Raw genomic sequence first — 19,079 nt, 5'->3', positions numbered from 1 at the left:
GTCACATGATAGTCTCTCGATGAAAGCGCCTGCGGGCGCTTTTTTTGTATTGGGCGAGATCAAGAGAGTGGGGTGTATTTTATCCAGTGGATTCGTGTAGATTAAAAACGACACGGATAGAAGAGCACGCCGCATGAAAATACTCATCATTGAAGATGACCACGATCTCAGCTTAGCGATTTCAGAATACTTAGAGCTGCATAATATCGACTGTGATTTTGCTTATAACGGCGAAACCGGTATTCAGCTTGCCAGCCAGCAGACGTTTGATTGTGTGATTCTCGATAACATGCTGCCCAAAACACAGGGTATGGCGGTTTGTCGTGAGCTGCGTGAGCAGGGCATTGATACCCCGGTGTTAATGCTGACCGCGTGCGGCGCGGACACTGACCAGCTTGAGGGTTTTCGTGCTGGTGTGGATGATTATGTGGTCAAACCTTGCACCATGCCTTTGTTGCTCGCCCGCTTACAGGCCTTGCATCGGCGTCATCAACCGGTGCGAGAGTGTATTACCATCGCTGATCTGACGATTTACCCCAAAGAGCATATCGCGTCGCGCGGTGACACGCCGCTTAAATTGACCCCTATCGGTTGGAATATTTTATTGTTGTTAGCGCGCCGCTCACCCACTGTGGTGTCCAAAAGCGACATTGAAGAAGCGATTTGGGCTAGCGAGGATGTGCGCCAAGGAACCATTAACGTGCATCTCCACCATTTGCGTAAAGTGGTTGATAAGCCGTTTGCAAAAACGCTGATCCACACCCATGTCGGCATTGGTTTGTCTCTTTCTGAAGCCGCGCCGGTATGAGCCAAAGTCCTGTTCGAAGCCTCGCGGCACAATCGCGTCGCCAGCTTTTGTTGATGGCGGGGGCGATCTTTATCGGGTTGTTGGCGCTTGTCACCGTGTTTAGTTTTTATCAAATCAGTCAGGCAGGCAAAAACTACATGCGACTCGATGCTATCAAGCTCGAGCAAAAGTTGGCCGCCGATCCTAACTATCCATTGCCCCAAAGCGACACTGTCAGTGCGTATCGAGATTGGCAGGCTATCCCAAAATCGGTGCGTGATTTGTTTTCCTCGGAGCCGATACTACCCGATGATCCGATAGAAATTCAGCGTATCAACGATAGTGGAGCACGTGAGTATGGCTATTTGGTGTACTCCGGCGAGCACCTATCGCAAGGGTTATACTTGGTCGAATTTGAAGCGGCTGAAAAAATCGAGGCATTAGCCGCCATGATTGTCGAGCGCTCTTTGGCCGATGCCAGCGTGTTAATTGCCGCTTTTATGCTGGTGCTTGTCACCGTGATTGGGCTGTTGTTCAACAATGCATTGAAGCCACTTAAAGAGTTGGTGGCATGGTCGGCGCGAGTAAAAACACACCCTGATCAAGCTATCGATGTGCGCTTTTCGGTCCGTGAAGTTAACCAAATCGCCGACCACTTAATGGCCTCGCTGCAACAGGTGCGTGAGCATAACCAACGGGAGCAGCAGTTTTTAAAGCATGCCAGCCATGAGCTGCGCACGCCCTTGGCGATTATGCAGGCTTCCTTGGATACCTTGTCACTACGCATCGGTGAAAAGGATGCCAGTTATCCGGCCTTGCAGCGCGCCTTGCGTGCCAACGTCAATATGATGGCGCTGTCTGAATCACTGCTTTGGCTGGCACGGCAACATCCGGATAAGGTTCGCCAATCAAAGGTCGATCTTGGCTCGCTGTGCGCAACCCTCGTGGATGAGCTGGCGTATCTTGCTGCGTATAAGCCAGTGACTGTCCATATTGACAATCAAAGTGATCCTATTTCTATCGAGAGGGAATTGTTTCGTATTGCGAGTACCAACCTGATTCGCAATGCGCTCACCTACAGCGCGTCTGGCGTCATTGAGATTAAGATCACCAACGGGCAGTTTTCGATTGCCAACCCTATTGATTCAGACGTGGACGAGAATCAGATCGGATTTGGTCTAGGCCTACAGCTTGTTGAGCGCATTGCCGGACAGCTTAACTGGCATTTTGAATTTCAGTGCGACGATCAGATGGCGAGGGCGGTTATCAATTGGGAAGCCGCGCACAAAATGACGGGAGAGTCTTAAGGTTTTCTTAATACCGGTTGTTTCAAGATAAGGGCGAACTCTCAGTTACTATTTCGCCATTATGGAGAATCGCCGGTGAATCCATTTGCTACGCTTATCTGTTTAGTTTTGATCTTGGTGCCTTGGGTTGGACACGCGCAAACCGACAGCGTGTCTGGAGATAATTATCTGACCGTCGGCCTGGTCGGCTATACCAAGCCGTCGATTTATATAGACGGTGAAGATGACCAAGACATTGAGCTGGTGGTTGAGGCGCAATGGGAGGGAATTTTTTATCGTAACGATACCCTAGGTGTGTATCTTGCCGAGGGCGACAGCTGGTATGTGTCGGCAGGCGTGGGCGACGATGTGTTTGGCGACCACACCCGCGGTGACAGCAAAACCCTCAAGGATATGAAAAGTCTCGATAAGGTATATACCGCTAATCTAACTACCGGCTGGATAACGTCGGTGGGCTATTTTGAGCTCGGCTACCATCATGATATCTCAGATAATCATAACAGTGGTGCGGTAGTGGCCCGCTATGGCGCGCCGATAGAACAAGGCCCGTGGGTGCTTGACCCTCAAGTGTCACTGACTTGTGTGGGTCGCGCGGTGAGTCGTTATTACGTTGGCGTGTCAGCCCAAGAGGCTAAAGCCGGTCGAGCCACTTATCAACCTGACCAAACCTGCATGCTTCAATCTGATCTCAACCTCTATTACACGCTTGGCCGTGCGCATCATCTTTTGTTAGGGGTGAGTTATCGCCACTATGGCGATGAGGTATCAGACAGCCCGATTGTTGATAGAGACGATCTTTGGTCGTTCAATACCGGCTATTTATACACCTTTTAGCGGTAATGGGGTGGAGGGAGAAAGGGGATGAAGTGGCTGAAGCGAGGTTTGATAGCGCTGGTGCTGATAGGCGCGTTTGTGGTGATAGCCATGGATGACCCAAATGCGGGGCTTAAGCGTCAAGCCATTCACTTTAACGCTGGCGATAATCAGCTCGCCGGTGAGTTAATTTTACCTTTGGGTACTGAGACGCCACATCAGTGTGTGGTGTTTGTGCATGGCTCTGGTGACGTGCCGACCGATGCGTTTGGCTATTACCTCCCACTTTGGCGAGTGTTAGCGGCGCATGGGTGGTGTGCGTTGTCTTGGGATAAGCCGGGCGTGGGGGATTCCAGCGGGGATTGGCGGTCGCAATCGATGCAAGATCGGGCCGATGAAGTCGCGGCGGCGATTCGCTATTTGCGCCAAACTTTGGGGCTAAAGGATGGCAAGCTGGGGTTGATGGGCTTTAGCCAAGCCGGTTGGGTGATCCCTAAGGTGGCGCACCAAGTCGAAAACATCGACTTTTTGATCAGTGTCGGCGGGGCAGTCAACTGGATGGCGCAATCCCAGTATTCTGGACGTCAACGGCGATTAGCCACCGGATACAGTGAGTCAGAGAGTGCGACTGAGCAAGCCGCGGAGGAGAAAGTGGATACCTTGATTCAATCCGGCGCGTCGTATCAGCAGTATCTAGACCATATAAATCAGGATGACAAAGCGCCCATGAGCGAGGCCTTTTGGCAATTTGTACAACGTAATTGGGCCTCGGATGTGACCGCGGATTTTACCGATCTCGACGTGCCCATATTAGCGTTGTTTGGTGCGCAGGATGCTTATGTCGATTCGGATAAAACCGCTTCAACCTATCATAAACTGCTTGCTAACGCGCCGCTGCCTTTTTATCACGTGCGTGTGTTTGAACATGCCGATCACAGACTACTGCGCACCGACAACATCGCCAATGCGCACAGTAAGCGTCACCGCTGGTTAACACTGGCACGGATTTGGTGGCAGGGGGAGGCAGCGTTCGCCGATGGTGTGATGCCATGCTTAACGGCTTGGTTAGCACAGTTTGAGAGTGGGCGGTCACGGCTGACTAATATCTGCGTGCCTGAGCTAAACACGAATACGACGCGGGGGTAACGTTTCATTTTGCGGTGAATTGGGGTTTAATGCAGGCATTGACGCTAACGCTAAGAGAACCAGCATGCAAATATGGGTAGATGCGGACGCTTGTCCGGTCGCAATGCGCGAGATGATAGTCCGCGCGGCACACCGAACACACATTCAAGCCACCTTTATTGCCAACCAGTTTATTCGTTTACCGCCGTCGCCCTATGCCAGCGCACGTCAGGTGGAAAAGGGCTTTGATGTGGCGGACAACCAAATTGTTGCCGAGGCAGAAGCGGGCGACCTGGTGATCACCCAAGACATTCCGCTGGCGGATGAAGTGATTGAAAAGGGCGTGACAGTGATTAACACCCGCGGTGAATTGCTGACCAAAGAAAACATCCGTGCTCGGCTTAATATCCGTGATTTTATGGAAACCATGCGCAGTAGCGGCGTGCACACCGGCGGGCCTGCTCCGCTTGGTCCGCAGCAAAAACAAGCCTTTGCCAATCAGCTTGATAAATGGCTGGTTAAAGCGCAGCGTTATCATGCCGCGCAAGCAAAATCGTCTGATTAAGCCGGCCCGCTTTTTCTCTCATCACTCAATTTTTTCTGCTGGCTAAATAGCAACCGGTGCCCACTCGCTATCTGCGAAGTGGGCAATCAGCGCATCTAGCAATGCACGCACCGCCGGTGGTTGATTGCGACGTGACGGGTACAAGGCGTAGATATCCATCGCTTTGGGTTGCCAATCGGGGAGCACCACTTCCAGCTGACCTCGCGCAATGGCACTATGCGCCAAATACACTGGCTGCATGCTCACGCCCATGCCCTGAATGGCGGCACTGAGTAAGGTGGTCGCCTCGTTAGCAGACAGCTTACCTTGCACCTCAACTGCGGCGTGTTCCTCACCTTTGTCTAAATGCCAAATTGGCCGATCAAATTGTTTGTAACTGAGACAGCTATGCGCGGTGAGATCCTCCGGTGAGTGGATTGGTGTATGGGCGGCTAAATAATCCGGTGCCGCCACCAAGACGGAATCACACGCGGCGATCGGGCGACCAATTAGGGAAGGTTCGGGGTTGGACGCAATGCGGATGGCAATATCAACCCGTTCCGCAATCAAATCGACCGCTTTATCCTGCACCTCAATATCCACATCGACCCCGGGATGAGAGTCCATAAAGGGCTTTACCGCTGGGATCAGTTGCGCAAAACCAAACGACATACTGGTCGCCACCCGCACTTTGCCAGTTAAGCCCGCACCTTGCTGCCATTGCTGTGTCAGGGCATTGGCTTGCTCAACCCATTGTTCCAGTTGTGGCAAGCTTTGCTCGCCGGCGGAGGTTAACGATACTTTGCGCGTGGTGCGCTGCAATAAGCGTACGCCTAACCAGTCTTCCAGCGCTTCGACATGGCGAGTCACCATGGGGCGCGACATCTCGAGCCGATCGGCAGTGGCGGTGAAACTTTGCGTAAGGGCAACATCAATCAATACGCGGGCGGCAGTCAGTGTATCCATGTCAATCTCATCTATGCTTAAGAGCTAGCCGTTCGTAACACGGTACGATCAGTCTATGTGCTCGAATTATGAAATAATGATGTAAATTATTAGCTGTATATCTGAACAAGTCGAGCCCGTAAACTGCACAGCATCTCAACACCGAATGCAAACAATGGAGCATGACGATGAAATTGATAAAAACCCTAGCTGCCTCTTTATTACTGACCGGTAGCGCAATGGCAGCAAATAATGCTGAACCCTTGAACCTAGACGTGTATAACGCGGATGGTAACAGCTTCCACGTAAACTCAACCTTGGTGTATGGCGAAACCGAAGCCATGGTGGTCGATACGGGCTTTACTAAAGCAGACGCGCTACGTATTGCCGCTAAAGTGCTGGACTCTGGGAAAGCGCTAACCACTATCTTTATTAGCCAAGCCGACCCAGATTACTACTTTGGGGCGGAAGTGCTGCACGGCATGTTCCCTGATGCAAAAGTGATCACCACACCGGCAGTACGCGCCACCATTGCAGAAAAACTGGATGGAAAAATGGCATTTTGGACCCCAAAAATGGGTGGCAATGCCCCGCAAAACCCCGTGGTGCCGGCAGCTTATACCCGTTCATCATTGACACTGGACGGCCGTAAAATTGAAATTCGTGGCGCGAAAGGCGAATTTGCGCACCGTCCGTATCTATGGATCCCAGCCAACAAGGCGATCCTTGGTAACGTCGCCGTGTATGGCAATGTTCACCTGTGGATGGCAGACGCACAATCTGACCAAGCGCGTGAAAGTTGGGCCGCACAGCTAGAAGAAATGGCAGCACTGAAGCCTAAAGTCGTGATCCCAGGACACATGACCGCGGGCACGGCACTAAACGCTAACACCATTACCTTTGCCCAGCAGTATTTGCAAGACTTTGCCGAGGCGAAAGCAAACAGCAAAGACAGTGCTGAGCTGATTAAAACCCTGCAAGCGAAATACCCGAAAGCGGGTTTGCCGATGGCTTTGGAAATTGGTGCCAAAGTACATATGGGAGAGATGGAATGGTAAACGTCCACTATGTTTTTGACCCAATGTGTGGCTGGTGCTTCGGCGCCGCCACCTTGATTGAAAGTCTAAGCAACAACCCTGAGATTAACTTGCAGCTTCATCCAGGTGGTATGCGTGAGCGTGCGCCGATTGAAGACAGCTTTCGTCAACACATTTTGGCAGCAGATCAAACCATTGCCGATCAAACCGGACAGACATTTGGTCAAGCCTATCTTGACCGCGTAGCAAGCGATCAGCCGGTAATTTTGGACTCCTTTATGACCGCGCAAGCTATTCTCGCTGCTCAGCAGCTTGATGGTAAGGGTGCAGAGATGCTGAAACGTATCCAGCGGGGCCATTATCAACAAGGTCGCTCCGTCTATGACGCTGACACGCTTGCAGAGCTTGCCAGTGAGATGGGGATAGAGGCAGAGGCTTGGCAACAGGCGATGAAAGGCGCCGAAAATGACGTGATGCCCGCGGTGAATCAAACCCGTCAATTGATGGCAGCGCATGGCTTACGCGGTTTTCCATCCATGCTGGTGGAGCAAAACGGTCAATGGCAAGTCATTACAGTGAGCCAATACTATCGTCGCCCAGACGCATGGCAGGCGCTGTGGAAAACACTGACTCAGGCATAAAGCAAACAAACGAAAACGGCGAGCATAAAGCTCGCCGTTTTTATTGCGATCATTGTATGCGTACCATTTATTTGGGCGCAGTCAGCGGCACCGGTTTTTTGGGCTCGAAGCCTTCGATGATGTGACGTTCAAGTGGATGCCCGAGACGTGCTTCAATCATGCGCAAGTTTTTGGTGTTGTCTTTTGAGACCAATGAAATCGCTTCGCCTTGAGCACTGGCACGGCCGGTACGGCCAATTCTATGTACGTACTCGTCGGCGGGAAAGGGTAGATCGTAATTGACCACGCGCTCAAGCGACTCAATGTCAATACCACGCGCGGCGACACCGGTCGCAATTAAAAATTGGATGTCACCGTTTTTAAAGTCTTCTAGCAATTGGGTTCGTACAGCTTGGCTGCGTCCACTGTGAAACGCTTCAGCGGTAATGCCCCGTTTTTCCAACTGGGTAGCGAGTTTAGCGGCGCCGTGTTTGGTTTCGATAAAAATCAACGCTTGCGTCCAGCCATTCTCTTTAATTAAATGGCTAAGTAGTGCGGATTTCTTATCTTTATCGACTGGAATGCACCACTGAGTAATATTGTCTTTCGAGGCATCTCGTGCAGCAATACTGATTTCTTTGCCTTCATCACCAATGGTTGCTTTGGCCAGATCACGCACTTTATTAGACAAGGTGGCAGAAAAAAGCAGGCATTGCGTGCTTGCCGGTAAGCGGTCGAGAATGTTTTGAATTGCATCAATAAAGCCCATATCGAGCATGCGATCGGCTTCATCCAGCACCAGCACTTCCACTTCATCTAGATAAACGGCACGTTGGCTGAGTAAATCGCGTAGACGTCCCGGGGTGGCGACCAAAATGTCGACGCCGTCGATCAAGGCTTGCTTTTGTGCTTGCTCGTCCATACCGCCAACCATCGCCAAGGTTTTTAGCGCCGTAAACTGGCTGTCTTGACGTGCGCTCTCAGCCACCTGCAGGGCGAGCTCACGAGTGGGGGCGATGACGAGTGCGCGAGCGCGTTTTTTGCGCCCAGCTTCACCGGCAGATAATTTATCGATGATAGGCCAGATAAAACTCGAGGTTTTTCCGGTGCCTGTTTGTGCCGCGGCAATCAGATCATGCCCTTGTTGGATGATCGGAATCGCTTTCGCTTGAATAGACGTTGGCGTGATAAAGCCGCGTTGGGCAATGGCTTGGCAAAGCGGGGCGCTTAACCCTAGTTTTTTAAATGGCATAACAGACTCAGCAAACAAGAAGCGTGTGACTGTGTTACCGCCCAGACACACTGAATGGCGTGGAGTCTAGCACGAACCTTACAGTAGCACGACGCAAAATCTGTCGGCGGGTAGTTTCTTGGCTGTTTCGGTGACAAAAGCTCGCTTTATCAATATATTAAAGTTTTTACATCTCGAGAGGCTAGATGGTCACGGCAAAGAGTACGCTGGCTCTCCGCGGTATGATGCGTTTTCGAAAAGGATATCGAACACTGACATGATGAAGTTTTATGCTGCTGACCAATACCAACCTGCGTGCGAGCGATTATTCAATCAATGGCGAGTGGCTATCCAACACCAACTTCCTGAAGCGCGAGTCGAGCACATTGGCGCGTCGTCGATCCCTTCAGCAATATCGAAAGGCGATCTCGATATTTTTGTTGGTGTACCTGCCTTACAGCATGAAGAGGCTGTGGCGCGGCTAGTTGAGTTGGGCTTTCAAGAAAAGCAAGATACGTTACGGACGTCCGAGCTGTGTATGTTGGAATCCAAACAGGATGACGATGTTGCGTTGCAAGTGGTGGCCAATGGCTCTGAGTTCGAAGACTTTCTGACCTTTCGAGACACGCTGCGCGCTAACCCACAACTGGTTCACACCTACAATGCGCTTAAACGCGCCTGTGAAGGGTTTGAGCAAGACGACTATCGGGAAAGAAAAGCGAGGTTTGTGGAGCAGGTGCTATCTTCGTCAGCCGGTCTGTGAGGCGAAAAACTTTTTTTATCGTTGCCGTGTTCTAACTGTACCTCTTACGCTTTCTCTGAGGCTAGTTTACCCCTTTAAATCGGCAAAATAAGGGGGTTGTAAGGTCCTGATTGTGAAAGATTTTATTTTCGTGATTTCAAAGGGTTATGTTGTTAGCCTAGCGGCGCATTGATTGAGGGAATGATATGAAGACACATAACCAGACATTTCACCAAGAGAACTTTTCTCACCAAGATCTCAGTGAGCTCGAATTTAAAGACTGTACCTTTATCCGTTGTGACTTTACCCGCGCTAACCTTCGCGATGTGACGTTTAAGCGTTGCAAATTTATCGAACAGGGCGATATCGAAGGGTGCCACTTTACCGCTGCTAACCTTCGTGATGCCAGTTTTCAGCAATGCCTATTGGCGATGGCCAATTTTAGTTTTGCCAATTGTTACGGCATTGAGATGAGAGAATGCGATCTGAAGGGCGCGAACTTTTCCCGCGCAAACTTTGCCAATCAAGTCAGCCATCGGGTGTACTTTTGCTCAGCGTTTATCACCGGCTGTAACTTGTCTTATGCCAACCTTGCGCAAGCGTGCTTAGAAAAGTGCGAACTGTTTGAAAACCGTTGGATAGAAACCCATCTTTTAGGTGCATCATTGAAAGAAGCCGATCTGAGTGGCGGTGTTTTCTCGTCCGATGTATGGGGGCAGTTTAGCGTACAAGGCGCTAATTTATGTCACGCTGAGATTGATGGCCTAGATCCACGCAAGGTGGATCTGTCGGGCGTGAAAATCGCCGATTGGCAACAATCTCAGCTACTTGAAAGCTTAGGCCTGATTGTTTTTCCGGATGCGCGCTAATGGTTAAATATCATACACCAAACTATCGGCCGCTAAGAATGGCCAATTAAGGCGGTGCGGCTCGGTGTCTGTGCCGTTGAAAAAGTATCCACGGTGCGGCATCGCATACACGGTATCGCCCTTTTGATACGGTGCGGCTTGCCACGCATGATGGGTTAGGGTGGCTTCCCATAGTTGTTCACTTTCCCAACCTTGTGGGGCGAGTGATACCCGCACCTCGGCGCCGACCGGGTTGATAGAGACCACACGCATGGGCAGCGAGAGTTGGCTATTGGGTTTATCAGCCAGGGTTAACTCATGGCTGCGTACATACAAACTGCCTGACTGTTGGGTGTGCGTGTTTAGTGTGGGTTGAATAAAGGCATTGCCATTTTGCCACGTGCCTTGCTGATAGTGGCCGGAAAAGACATTCACGTTCCCCAAAAAATCAAACACAAATCGACTCTTCGGCGAAGCATACAGATCAACCGGGCTATCGACTTGTTCAATTTGCCCGTTACTCATCACCACCACCCGATCGGATAGCTCCAGCGCTTCATCTTGATCGTGAGTGACGAACACGCTAGTGAATGCCATTTCATCATGTAGGCGTCGTAACCATTGTCGTAGTTCTTTACGTACTTGCGCATCTAATGCCCCAAACGGTTCATCCAAAAGTAAAATTTCTGGTTGCGTCGCGAGTGCACGTGCCAGAGCGATACGTTGTTTTTGTCCGCCCGATAATTGTTCGGGATAACGCTGGCGAAGATGACCAAGCTGGACCACCTCGAGCAGCTCGTTAACTCGTTGCGTGATGGCGGCCGCTGAAGGGCGCTCGCGCCGCGGCATGACTTGTAAGCCGAACGCAATGTTTTCAGCGACTGTCATGTGTTTAAACAAAGCGTAGTTTTGAAAGACAAAGCCAACGCGTCGATCGCGAACATGCACCTGGGTGACATCGCGTTCGCCAAAATGGATTTGGCCACTATTGCTGTTTTCTAACCCCGCAATAATCCGCAGTAACGTGGTTTTTCCCGAACCTGATGGTCCAAGTAACCCCATCATTTCACCCTTTTCTATGGTGAGAGATAGCGGCGAAAGTGCCTGAAACTGGCCAAAGTGTTTGGTGATATTGTTTAATTGAATTTGCATTATGTTACTGCTCACTCTGGGTCGTTTGTGGGATAAATTGGGCTGGCGTTGACGCACTGTGCTCATCAAGCGGCGTTATGTTTGTCTGTGCGCGTTGCTGACGCCACTCCACTAAGGCTTTGAGCGCCAACGTTACCAATGCCATAAAGGCAAGCAAAGAGGCACAAGCGAACGCGGCTTGGGTTTGATAGTCTTCATACAGAAGCTGCACTTGCAAAGGCAAGGTATTGGTTTGGCCACGAATGCTACCTGACACCACTGCCACCGCGCCAAACTCACCGATGGCCCGGGCATTGGTCAAGATCACCCCGTATATCAGGGCCCACTTAATATTGGGTAAGGTGACGCGTCGAAACAGTTGCCACCAAGACGCCCCTAAAATCACCGCCGCTTCTTCTTCGGCGTGTCCTTGCTGTTGCATCAGCGGAATAAGCTCGCGAGCAACAAAGGGGCAGGTGACAAAAATGGTGACTAAAACAATGCCAGGCAGTGCAAACATCACTTGTAAATCATGCTCAAACAACCACGCGCCTAGCCAGCCGTTACTACCGTACAGCAGCAAATAGAGTAGACCAGCGACCACAGGTGATACCGCGAAGGGAATGTCAATCAAGGTGGTGACCAGTTTTCGGCCTGGGAACTGAAACCGAGTTACCGCCCATGCGAGCATGACACCAAACACTAAGTTAACCGGCACCGTGATAACGGCAACCAATAGCGTTAACCCAATCGCATGGCGTGTATCGGGGGCAAGAAGGTGCTCAAAATAGGTACCAATACCGTCAGAAAATGCAATAGAAAAAATGCTCAATAAGGGAAGCACCAACACGAGCGCAACCAGTATCAGCATTAAGCCAATCAAACTATGTTTGATCCAAACAGAATCACCGATTCGGGCAGTGTGGGGAGTCATAAAGCTATCCTTAGCGACCGTGAATACGTTTTAAGTAGCGACCTTGCCATAGGTTGATCGCAAACAGTAACGACAATGATGCCATCAAAATCACTGAGGCAATGGCACTCGCCGCTGGGAAATCAAACTCTTGCAAGCGAACAAAGATCATCAGCGATGTGATCTCGCTGACGTAGGGCATATTGCCAGCAATAAAAATCACCGCACCGAATTCACCCAGACTGCGGGTAAATGATAAGGCCACACCCACTAACAACGCCGGTTTGATGGTCGGCAGAATAATCCGCCAAAACACCGCACCGTCACTTGCCCCGAGCACAGTGCCCGCTTCTTCTTCCTCTTGGGAGATCTCTTCCAACACGGGTTGGACGGTACGTACCACAAACGGCAAGCTGGTAAACATCATGGCAATCACGATCCCAAGCGGCGTGTAGGCAACTTGGATACCGACGTTGGCAAGCATACTGCCTATCCAGCCGTTATCGGCGTACAGGGTGGCGAGCGTGACGCCGGCAACGGCGGTGGGCAGAGCAAACGGCAAATCAACCAGCGCATCGACGAAGCGTTTGCCTGCAAAGTCGTATCGCACCAGCACCCACGCAAAGAGTAGGCCAATCACACCGTTTAATAATGAGGCAATCAGCGCCGCACCGGCCGTGACTTTATAACTGGCGACAATCCGTGGGTCAGTGATGGCAAACCAGTATTCTTGCCATGTCATTTGGCTGGTCTGCATGATAAGGCCGCTGGCCGGTAACAGCAGAATCAAGCTGATGAACAGCAAAGATACGCCTAAACTGATGCCAAATCCGGGCAGCACGCGCTGCTGACGTGCTGCCCAAGGCATCGATTGGCGTTGATACGATAGCGATGGCATAGCGTCTCAATACCTAGAAAGAATTAACGGCGTTGCAGTTGGTCGAGTTTTCCGCCACTGGCAAAGTGCGTTTTCATGGCCTGGTCCCAACTCCCTGCGATAGCTTCCACGGTCAGCAATTCGACTTCAGGGAAACGATCGGCATTGTCTTTGACCACGTCAGGGTGATGGACACGGTAGTTAAAATCGGCCAATAAGCGCTGTGCTTTTTCACTGTATAGGTAAGACAGATACTCGGTTGCCAACTCAGTGGTGCCGTTGCGTTTGGCGTTACGCTCAACCACGGCGACGGGGAACTCAGCCAAAATCGAGGTTTTAGGCACCACAATATCGTACTTGTCGCTACCATATTGCTGGCGGATATTGTTGACTTCTGATTCAAAGGTGACCAGCACATCGCCAATGCCACGTTCAACAAATGAGGTGGTTGCGCCGCGGCCACCGGTATCAAACACCGCCACATTGGCGAGAAGCTGTTTCAAAAATTGGTCTTGTTGCTCGGTGTTGTCTTTTCCGAACGCCTTTTGCGCATACCCGAGTGCGGCAAGGTAGGTATAACGTGCATTACCAGAGGTTTTTGGATTCGGGAAGACAGAGGCAACGTCGTCCTTGGCCAAATCATCCCAATTTTCAATATTCTTTGGGTTTCCCTTGCGCACCAAAAACGCGGTGGTGGAGTAGTACGGCGAGCTACTGTTGGGGAAATTCTCTTTCCAGTTTTTGTCGACCAACTTGCCACGATCGTACAGCACCTGCACATCCGTGACTTGGTTAAAGGTGACAACATCCGCTTGCAGCCCTTGCATGATGGCGCGTGCCTGCGCCGAGGATCCACCATGCGACTGCTTAATGGTCACCGACTCTCCGGTTTTTTCTTGCCAGTGCGCCGCAAACAGCGGATTGTAATCAGCAAAAAGCTCCCGTGCGATGTCGTAAGATGAATTCAAGAGGGTTTGCTCGGCGGCAGATACCGGCGCCGCGCTGGTGGCAAGCAAAGCCGAAAGAGCCAGAGTTTTGAATACCTTCATTGTAAAAATCCTTGATGGCCGTTTGTTGCTGTTATCAGCAAAGAAAGTTGGGATAGGTCACAGAATAAAAGTAATCGAAGGGAATAAAAAATAGTTTAACTATAACCATTTTGTATATGTTAGTGAAAAAATGTCTGCGTGTCGCACATAGCCTCCTTGTAGGATATGTCGATAGACAGTGCCTTACGCGGTGTTGAAAGCACCCATTAGGCAGGCAATTCATGAACCATGCAGAGGTAAGCAACGTGGCTGATTTCCCCACGCTTGAAAATTATGTGGGTCAGACCCCTTTGGTGCGCTTGCAGCGCCTAGCCGCAGCGACAGGTAGCACTGTTTTAGTCAAACTCGAGGGCAATAATCCGGCCGGTTCGGTGAAAGACAGACCCGCACTTAATATGATCGTGCAAGCAGAAGTACGGGGAGATATCCAACCCGGCGATACCTTGATTGAAGCGACCAGTGGCAACACTGGGATCGCGCTGGCGATGGCAGCGGCGATTAAAGGCTATCGACTGATTTTAATCATGCCTGAAAACGCCACACAGGAGCGCAAAGATGCCATGCGAGCCTATGGCAGTGAGCTTATCCTCGTCTCTCAAGCGGCGGGGATGGAAGGCGCACGCGATTTAGCTTTATCCATGCAGGCACAGGGTAAGGGCAAAGTGTTGGATCAGTTTAATAACCCGGATAACTGGCAGGCGCACTTAACGGGTACGGGCCCAGAAATTTGGCAACAAAGCCAGCAACAAATCACCCACTTTATCGCCAGCATGGGCACCACAGGCACCATTGTGGGAACGTCAAAGTACCTAAAAACGCAAAACCCCACGATTAAAACCATTGGCTTACAGCCTACCGAAGGGAGTGCGATCCCTGGTATTCGGCGCTGGCCGGCTGAGTATTTACCTGGCATTTATACCGACGAGCATATCGACGAGGTGATGGACATTTCTGAGCAAGATGCGAAAGAGACTGCGCGCGCCCTCGCCAGAGAAGAGGGTATATGTGCAGGTGTTAGCTCGGGTGGTGCGGTGTTTGCGGCCCTGCAAGTCGCGAAAGCCGAACCCGGCTCTGTGGTGGTAGCCATTGTTTGCGATCGCGGCGATCGTTATTTGTCGTCGGGACTGTTTTCGTAAACGCTGATCAGCAGGTATAAAAAAGGTGACCCAAGTCGGGTCACCTAGCTGTTCTTCGTTTGAATGTAAACCGTAACACTCTAACTGCTAACACCTCATTTTTCGAGGGAGGCTCACATACGAGATATTCCTTTCATCCGTGAAAACGACTAGCAGCACAGCAGTTAGTACACAGAGCAAACCAGCACAGAACATCACGATTCCAAATCCACCTGCGATCGAGGCCCGGTAAGCTAGAAGCCACCCTTCTTGACCAGAAGGAAGTTCATTTCTGACTATTGCACGTTGGGCAATCTCAACAGTATTTGGCATATTGTTGGAACTGACCATCTCCGCCATCTGCTGGATTGCATAGATGCTCATGATACTGCCTAATATCGCAATACCCAGTGTCATACCTATCTGACGCAAAGCGTTCATGGTTGCCGATGCAATCCCGGCACGTTCTGCGGGAGCGTACTCCATGACCATCATACCTGTCGCAGGAACAGAAAGTCCCATCCCAAGACCAAGAATAGCTAAGATACTACCGACAATAAGGTAAGGCGTACTGGTCGTGAACAGTGACATAGAGCATAGAGAAATACCAATTAACGTGTATCCACCGACCATTAGTTTTTTTAGCGAAAGATTTTGTGCCATGTGGCCGAATATCAAGGAAGTCCCCCCCATTACCACAAATTGAGGCATCAGATGCCACCCAGCCTCCAGTGGTGTATCGCCTCGCGCTTGTTGCAGATACAGCGATAGAAAGAAAAGACTTGCATAGGCCGAAAACCCCAATGTAAAAGAAGCCAAGTTTGCTACGGCTAGAGATATATTGCGAAAAAGAAGGATAGGAAACAGTGGCTTTTTAACTGTCAATTCAATCCAGGCAAAGGCCATAAAAGCCACTGTGGCACAGGACAGAGGAAGCAGGACTCTCTGCATAGAAGCTCCATGTTCGCCAATTTCAATCAGCGCATAGCTGAGCATTCCAAGCCAAATCATACTCAATATTTGGCCAATCGGATCAAACGCTGCATGTTCAGGGTGTTTGCGTTCGACGATTCCCCAAGCCCCAAGTAAAACTGCAATGATACCTATTGGGACGTTAACCAGGAAGATACTTGACCAACCAATATGTTCAATGAGAAAGCCTCCGATCAAAGGGCCCGAAACCAGTGACAAGGCACTACAAGCCGACCACCCACCGATTACACGAGCTCGCTGGCGGGAGTCGGGAAATGCGTGGGTTAGAATAGGCATAGCGCCTGGGATCAATAGTGCGCCTGCAACTCCTTGTACTCCACGCCCCCATAGCAAAATGTTCAGATTCGTGGCCAACGCACAAATCACTGAGCCGATAATAAAAAGGGTAACGCTACCTAACCACACCCGCTTATGACCATATTTATCGCCCAGTGGTCCCGCGGACAACATCACTGCAGAAAGTGCGATAGCGTAAATGTTAATAATCCACTGAAGTCCAGCCATGTCTGCATGGAGAGCCTCCTGAAGTGTTGGCAACGCGACATTGACAATGCTGATATCTAGCGTTGCTAAGAAGGTGCCGAGATAAGCCGCGATGACTAGAGCAAAAATACGGTATCTTTGCATGAGTACGCCCTAACTGTAATGATAATTATTTGCAATAATATATACTGACCGTCGGTCGGTCAATTTGTGGGTTAAATTTTCTACTTACTTGAGAGGGAGGGATATTTGCAGGATTTGGCTTTTATTTTTTGATACAAACAATAAAATCTAAGATATGTGAATCAAAGGTGACTTTGTCCGCATCAGCATGAATCCGTTGCTTGGTATTCTCAGTTACTTCAAGTCACTTATTACCAATGTACTAGCGAGTTGTTCCCATTCGCCACGGGAACAATTAGCACAGTTTGAGAAGGAAAACACTGATTGCGATGAGATATAAAACAAACCGTACGGAGTCTTCTCCGCCGAGAGTTAGGTGTGTCAAACCCGCTGAAGTTCGCCTGAGCGAGTTGATGTCTGCTGCCGAGCAACTCTTTCTTGCCAAAGGAGTTGACTCGACGACCATCAACGAAATTGTCGAGCAGGCACAGGTCGCCAAAGGTACTTTTTACCATTATTTCGCGTCTAAGAATGAGTTGCTCTCGGCCATGAGGGAGCGATATACCGACCAGTTTTTAAAGCGGCTTGAAGAAAAAACAGGCACCTGCAAAGCTGACGACTATCTGGGGCAGCTTTGCGCTTGGGTTCGGGAAAGTATCGAAGCTTACGTAGACACATACCGCCTGCATGATATTGTCTACACCAATCATCACCACCATAACCGTACAAACTGGGAAAAAAATGCGATTCTCGAACAATTGCAAGTCATTCTTGAAAACGGTACGAGAGTCGGTGTGTGGCAGATTGCAGAAGCGCGCATTACCTCGCTCATTATTTATAGCGGTGTACACGGTGCAACCGACGATATCATTGCTTCTTCAGAGGTAGATCGCGACCATTTTATCAGTGCGGTCTTGGTGAACTGTCTGCAGATGGTCGGAGTCTTGGAGTATCAAAAGTAATTAATCGTTAGGAGACGTTGTTTCTCAACCTATGTTTCTTGCGAAAGTAAGGGTTCCACGAAAGGCGCTCATGCCTGCATTACTAGACGCTGGCCTCAATGCATAAACTATGTTTATGATATAGCTGTAAATTTCTGCTTTTTCGCTCAAGTCCAGTCAGACTCTAAAGTGGTAGCCATTATTTGCGATCGCGGCGACCGTTATTTGTCGTCGGGGTTGTTTTCTTCGTAATAGTCAGTCGGCATCTCATTCAATAGTATGAGTGCAATGGGTGGCGCAATAAGCATTACACCATTCATTGATACAGTGGCTGCTTTGTTGGATGGTTTGGCAAACTAAACATACAAAAAATAATTATTCATCCTATTGTTTAGCATGGTTTTTATTATTTACTTACATAATTGATACCTATCATGCTTGTTCATTAAAAAGTCTGACTGGTGTAACCATGGTGATTCGCTATGCTATTTGATATGACGCGAATAGACGTCATTTAACATGCTCTCAAGCGCTCATGTGGATTGGCTAGCCACAGCAGATGAGAAGCGCAAGGAGCAAAAATATGGGCCTAGAGGTAATAGGGAGCCACCATGATGTTTAATCAAACAAAACGCTTGCTTGCCGAGAGTGAGAAAAATAGAGAGCATCTAGAGATAGAGCTAGATGCGATTGAAGAGAGTGTTGCCACTATTACATTCTCAACAGATGGAACCGTCCTTAGTTGCAACCAGTTGCTGTTGGATATTATCGGTTATGAGTCTGAAGAGGTTGTTGGACAACATCACTCTGCAGTGTGTTTTCCCGAAACCTCGCAGTCGCAAGAATACCGAGATTTTTGGGCGCGGCTCGGTCAGGGTGAAAGACAACAGGGTGTCTTTCGGCGCCGACACAAAAATGGTAACGAAATTTGGATGGATGCGTCTTATTTTCCGGTTAAAGATAAAGCCGGAAAAGTGATTAAAGTGCGCAAAATTGCGTCGGATGTGACGCGAGTCCACCAAGAAAAAGCCAAAAAAGAGGCGTTGTTTATGGCGCTCGACCGTTCCATGGCGGCCATCATTTTTACCCCCCAAGGCAACATTATCCATGCTAACGACAATTTTTTAGCCACAGTGGGATATGAGTTAGATGACATTGTAGGGCAGCATCATCGTATATTCTGCGACGCTGACTTTTATGAGCAAAATCCGAACTTTTGGGCAGAGCTGGAAGATGGACAATTTAAGGGTGGACAATATCAACGGCGTGACAAATTGGGCAATGAAATCTGGTTAGAAGCCACTTATAACCCCATATTCGGTGATAGTGGGCGTGTTGAAAAGGTCGTGAAATTTGCTTCCAACATCACTGCAAGTGTGCAGAAAAGCCATGCAGTCTCTCAAGCCGCTGAACTCGCCCACCATTCGTCAGCCGCGACACTTCAACATGTTGAGG

18 protein-coding genes and 1 pseudogene are annotated in these 19,079 nt (G+C 49.9%); 12 read left to right on the top strand and 7 right to left on the bottom strand.

Annotation, left to right across the window (positions count from 1 at the left end; translation table 11 throughout):
- The first annotated feature begins 133 nt into the window (after window positions 1-133).
- From N7E60_RS16550 to N7E60_RS16530, 5 genes are all read left to right on the top strand, one after another.
- Window positions 134-808, top strand: coding sequence for a response regulator transcription factor (locus N7E60_RS16550; protein ID WP_269598706.1), 675 nt, complete (start codon window positions 134-136; stop codon window positions 806-808).
- Window positions 805-2,094, top strand: coding sequence for a sensor histidine kinase (locus tag N7E60_RS16545; RefSeq protein ID WP_269598705.1), 1,290 nt, complete (start codon window positions 805-807; stop codon window positions 2,092-2,094). Before N7E60_RS16550 ends, N7E60_RS16545 begins: the two co-directional genes overlap by 4 nt.
- A 75-nt stretch (window positions 2,095-2,169) precedes the next feature.
- Window positions 2,170-2,928: a MipA/OmpV family protein gene (locus N7E60_RS16540; RefSeq protein WP_269598704.1), complete on the top strand. Its 759-nt coding sequence runs from the start codon at window positions 2,170-2,172 to the stop codon at window positions 2,926-2,928.
- A gap of 27 nt (window positions 2,929-2,955) precedes the next feature.
- The gene (locus N7E60_RS16535; protein WP_269598703.1) at window positions 2,956-4,053 is read left to right on the top strand and encodes an alpha/beta hydrolase family protein; all 1,098 of its coding nucleotides are present in this window, start codon (window positions 2,956-2,958) and stop codon (window positions 4,051-4,053) included.
- Between the two features lie 64 nt (window positions 4,054-4,117).
- On the top strand, window positions 4,118-4,597 hold the full coding sequence (locus tag N7E60_RS16530; RefSeq protein WP_096632378.1) for a YaiI/YqxD family protein: 480 nt from the start codon (window positions 4,118-4,120) through the stop codon (window positions 4,595-4,597).
- 42 nt (window positions 4,598-4,639) lie between these two features.
- Here the strand turns inward: N7E60_RS16530 and N7E60_RS16525 are convergent, their stop codons facing one another.
- Complete coding sequence (locus N7E60_RS16525) at window positions 4,640-5,542, bottom strand: LysR family transcriptional regulator (protein WP_269598702.1); 903 nt, start codon at window positions 5,540-5,542, stop codon at window positions 4,640-4,642.
- Window positions 5,543-5,709: 167 nt separating this feature from the next.
- Between N7E60_RS16525 and N7E60_RS16520 the strand changes: the two genes are divergently transcribed.
- Both N7E60_RS16520 and N7E60_RS16515 read left to right on the top strand, forming a co-directional pair.
- On the top strand, window positions 5,710-6,579 hold the full coding sequence (locus N7E60_RS16520; protein WP_269598701.1) for an MBL fold metallo-hydrolase: 870 nt from the start codon (window positions 5,710-5,712) through the stop codon (window positions 6,577-6,579).
- Window positions 6,573-7,199: a DsbA family protein gene (locus N7E60_RS16515; RefSeq protein ID WP_269598700.1), complete on the top strand. Its 627-nt coding sequence runs from the start codon at window positions 6,573-6,575 to the stop codon at window positions 7,197-7,199. Before N7E60_RS16520 ends, N7E60_RS16515 begins: the two co-directional genes overlap by 7 nt.
- Window positions 7,200-7,266: 67 nt before the next feature.
- On the opposite strand, the gene N7E60_RS16510 is transcribed toward N7E60_RS16515, so the two are convergent.
- Window positions 7,267-8,430 (bottom strand): DEAD/DEAH box helicase, encoded by a 1,164-nt coding sequence (locus N7E60_RS16510; RefSeq protein ID WP_269598699.1) that lies wholly within the window; start codon window positions 8,428-8,430, stop codon window positions 7,267-7,269.
- 259 nt (window positions 8,431-8,689) lie between these two features.
- On the opposite strand from N7E60_RS16510, the gene N7E60_RS16505 reads away from it, so the two are divergent.
- Window positions 8,690-9,172, top strand: coding sequence for a GrpB family protein (locus tag N7E60_RS16505; RefSeq protein ID WP_269599028.1), 483 nt, complete (start codon window positions 8,690-8,692; stop codon window positions 9,170-9,172).
- A gap of 185 nt (window positions 9,173-9,357) precedes the next feature.
- Complete coding sequence (locus N7E60_RS16500; protein WP_077772948.1) at window positions 9,358-10,020, top strand: Qnr family pentapeptide repeat protein; 663 nt, start codon at window positions 9,358-9,360, stop codon at window positions 10,018-10,020.
- 3 nt (window positions 10,021-10,023) lie between these two features.
- On the opposite strand, the gene N7E60_RS16495 is transcribed toward N7E60_RS16500, so the two are convergent.
- From N7E60_RS16495 to cysP, 4 genes are read right to left on the bottom strand one after another with little or no spacing between them, the layout of a single operon-like run.
- Entirely contained in the window at window positions 10,024-11,151 is a 1,128-nt protein-coding gene (locus N7E60_RS16495; RefSeq protein WP_269598698.1) for a sulfate/molybdate ABC transporter ATP-binding protein, read from the bottom strand.
- A 4-nt stretch (window positions 11,152-11,155) separates the two neighbouring features.
- Window positions 11,156-12,064, bottom strand: coding sequence for a sulfate ABC transporter permease subunit CysW (gene cysW / locus N7E60_RS16490; protein WP_269598697.1), 909 nt, complete (start codon window positions 12,062-12,064; stop codon window positions 11,156-11,158).
- Window positions 12,065-12,074: 10 nt separating this feature from the next.
- On the bottom strand, window positions 12,075-12,911 hold the full coding sequence (gene cysT / locus N7E60_RS16485) for a sulfate ABC transporter permease subunit CysT (protein ID WP_408642361.1): 837 nt from the start codon (window positions 12,909-12,911) through the stop codon (window positions 12,075-12,077).
- A gap of 53 nt (window positions 12,912-12,964) precedes the next feature.
- The gene (gene cysP, locus N7E60_RS16480; protein ID WP_269598695.1) at window positions 12,965-13,969 is read right to left on the bottom strand and encodes a thiosulfate ABC transporter substrate-binding protein CysP; all 1,005 of its coding nucleotides are present in this window, start codon (window positions 13,967-13,969) and stop codon (window positions 12,965-12,967) included.
- A gap of 245 nt (window positions 13,970-14,214) precedes the next feature.
- Here cysP and cysM point away from each other — a divergent pair, with 245 nt between their 5' ends.
- Window positions 14,215-15,105, top strand: coding sequence for a cysteine synthase CysM (cysM, locus tag N7E60_RS16475; protein ID WP_269599027.1), 891 nt, complete (start codon window positions 14,215-14,217; stop codon window positions 15,103-15,105).
- Between the two features lie 87 nt (window positions 15,106-15,192).
- On the opposite strand, the gene N7E60_RS16470 is transcribed toward cysM, so the two are convergent.
- On the bottom strand, window positions 15,193-16,704 hold the full coding sequence (locus tag N7E60_RS16470) for an MFS transporter (RefSeq protein ID WP_269598694.1): 1,512 nt from the start codon (window positions 16,702-16,704) through the stop codon (window positions 15,193-15,195).
- Window positions 16,705-17,012: 308 nt separating this feature from the next.
- Between N7E60_RS16470 and N7E60_RS16465 the strand changes: the two genes are divergently transcribed.
- Both N7E60_RS16465 and N7E60_RS17440 read left to right on the top strand, forming a co-directional pair.
- Window positions 17,013-17,645 (top strand): TetR/AcrR family transcriptional regulator, encoded by a 633-nt coding sequence (locus tag N7E60_RS16465; RefSeq protein ID WP_269598693.1) that lies wholly within the window; start codon window positions 17,013-17,015, stop codon window positions 17,643-17,645.
- 590 nt (window positions 17,646-18,235) lie between these two features.
- A pseudogene (locus N7E60_RS17440) lies at window positions 18,236-18,994 on the top strand (PAS domain-containing protein); the annotation flags it as partial.
- Between the last annotated feature and the right edge of the window lie 85 nt (window positions 18,995-19,079).

This window comes from Salinivibrio proteolyticus (assembly GCF_027286365.1).
Lineage (GTDB): Bacteria > Pseudomonadota > Gammaproteobacteria > Enterobacterales > Vibrionaceae > Salinivibrio > Salinivibrio proteolyticus.
This window is presented reverse-complemented; position numbering and strand designations above follow the sequence as displayed.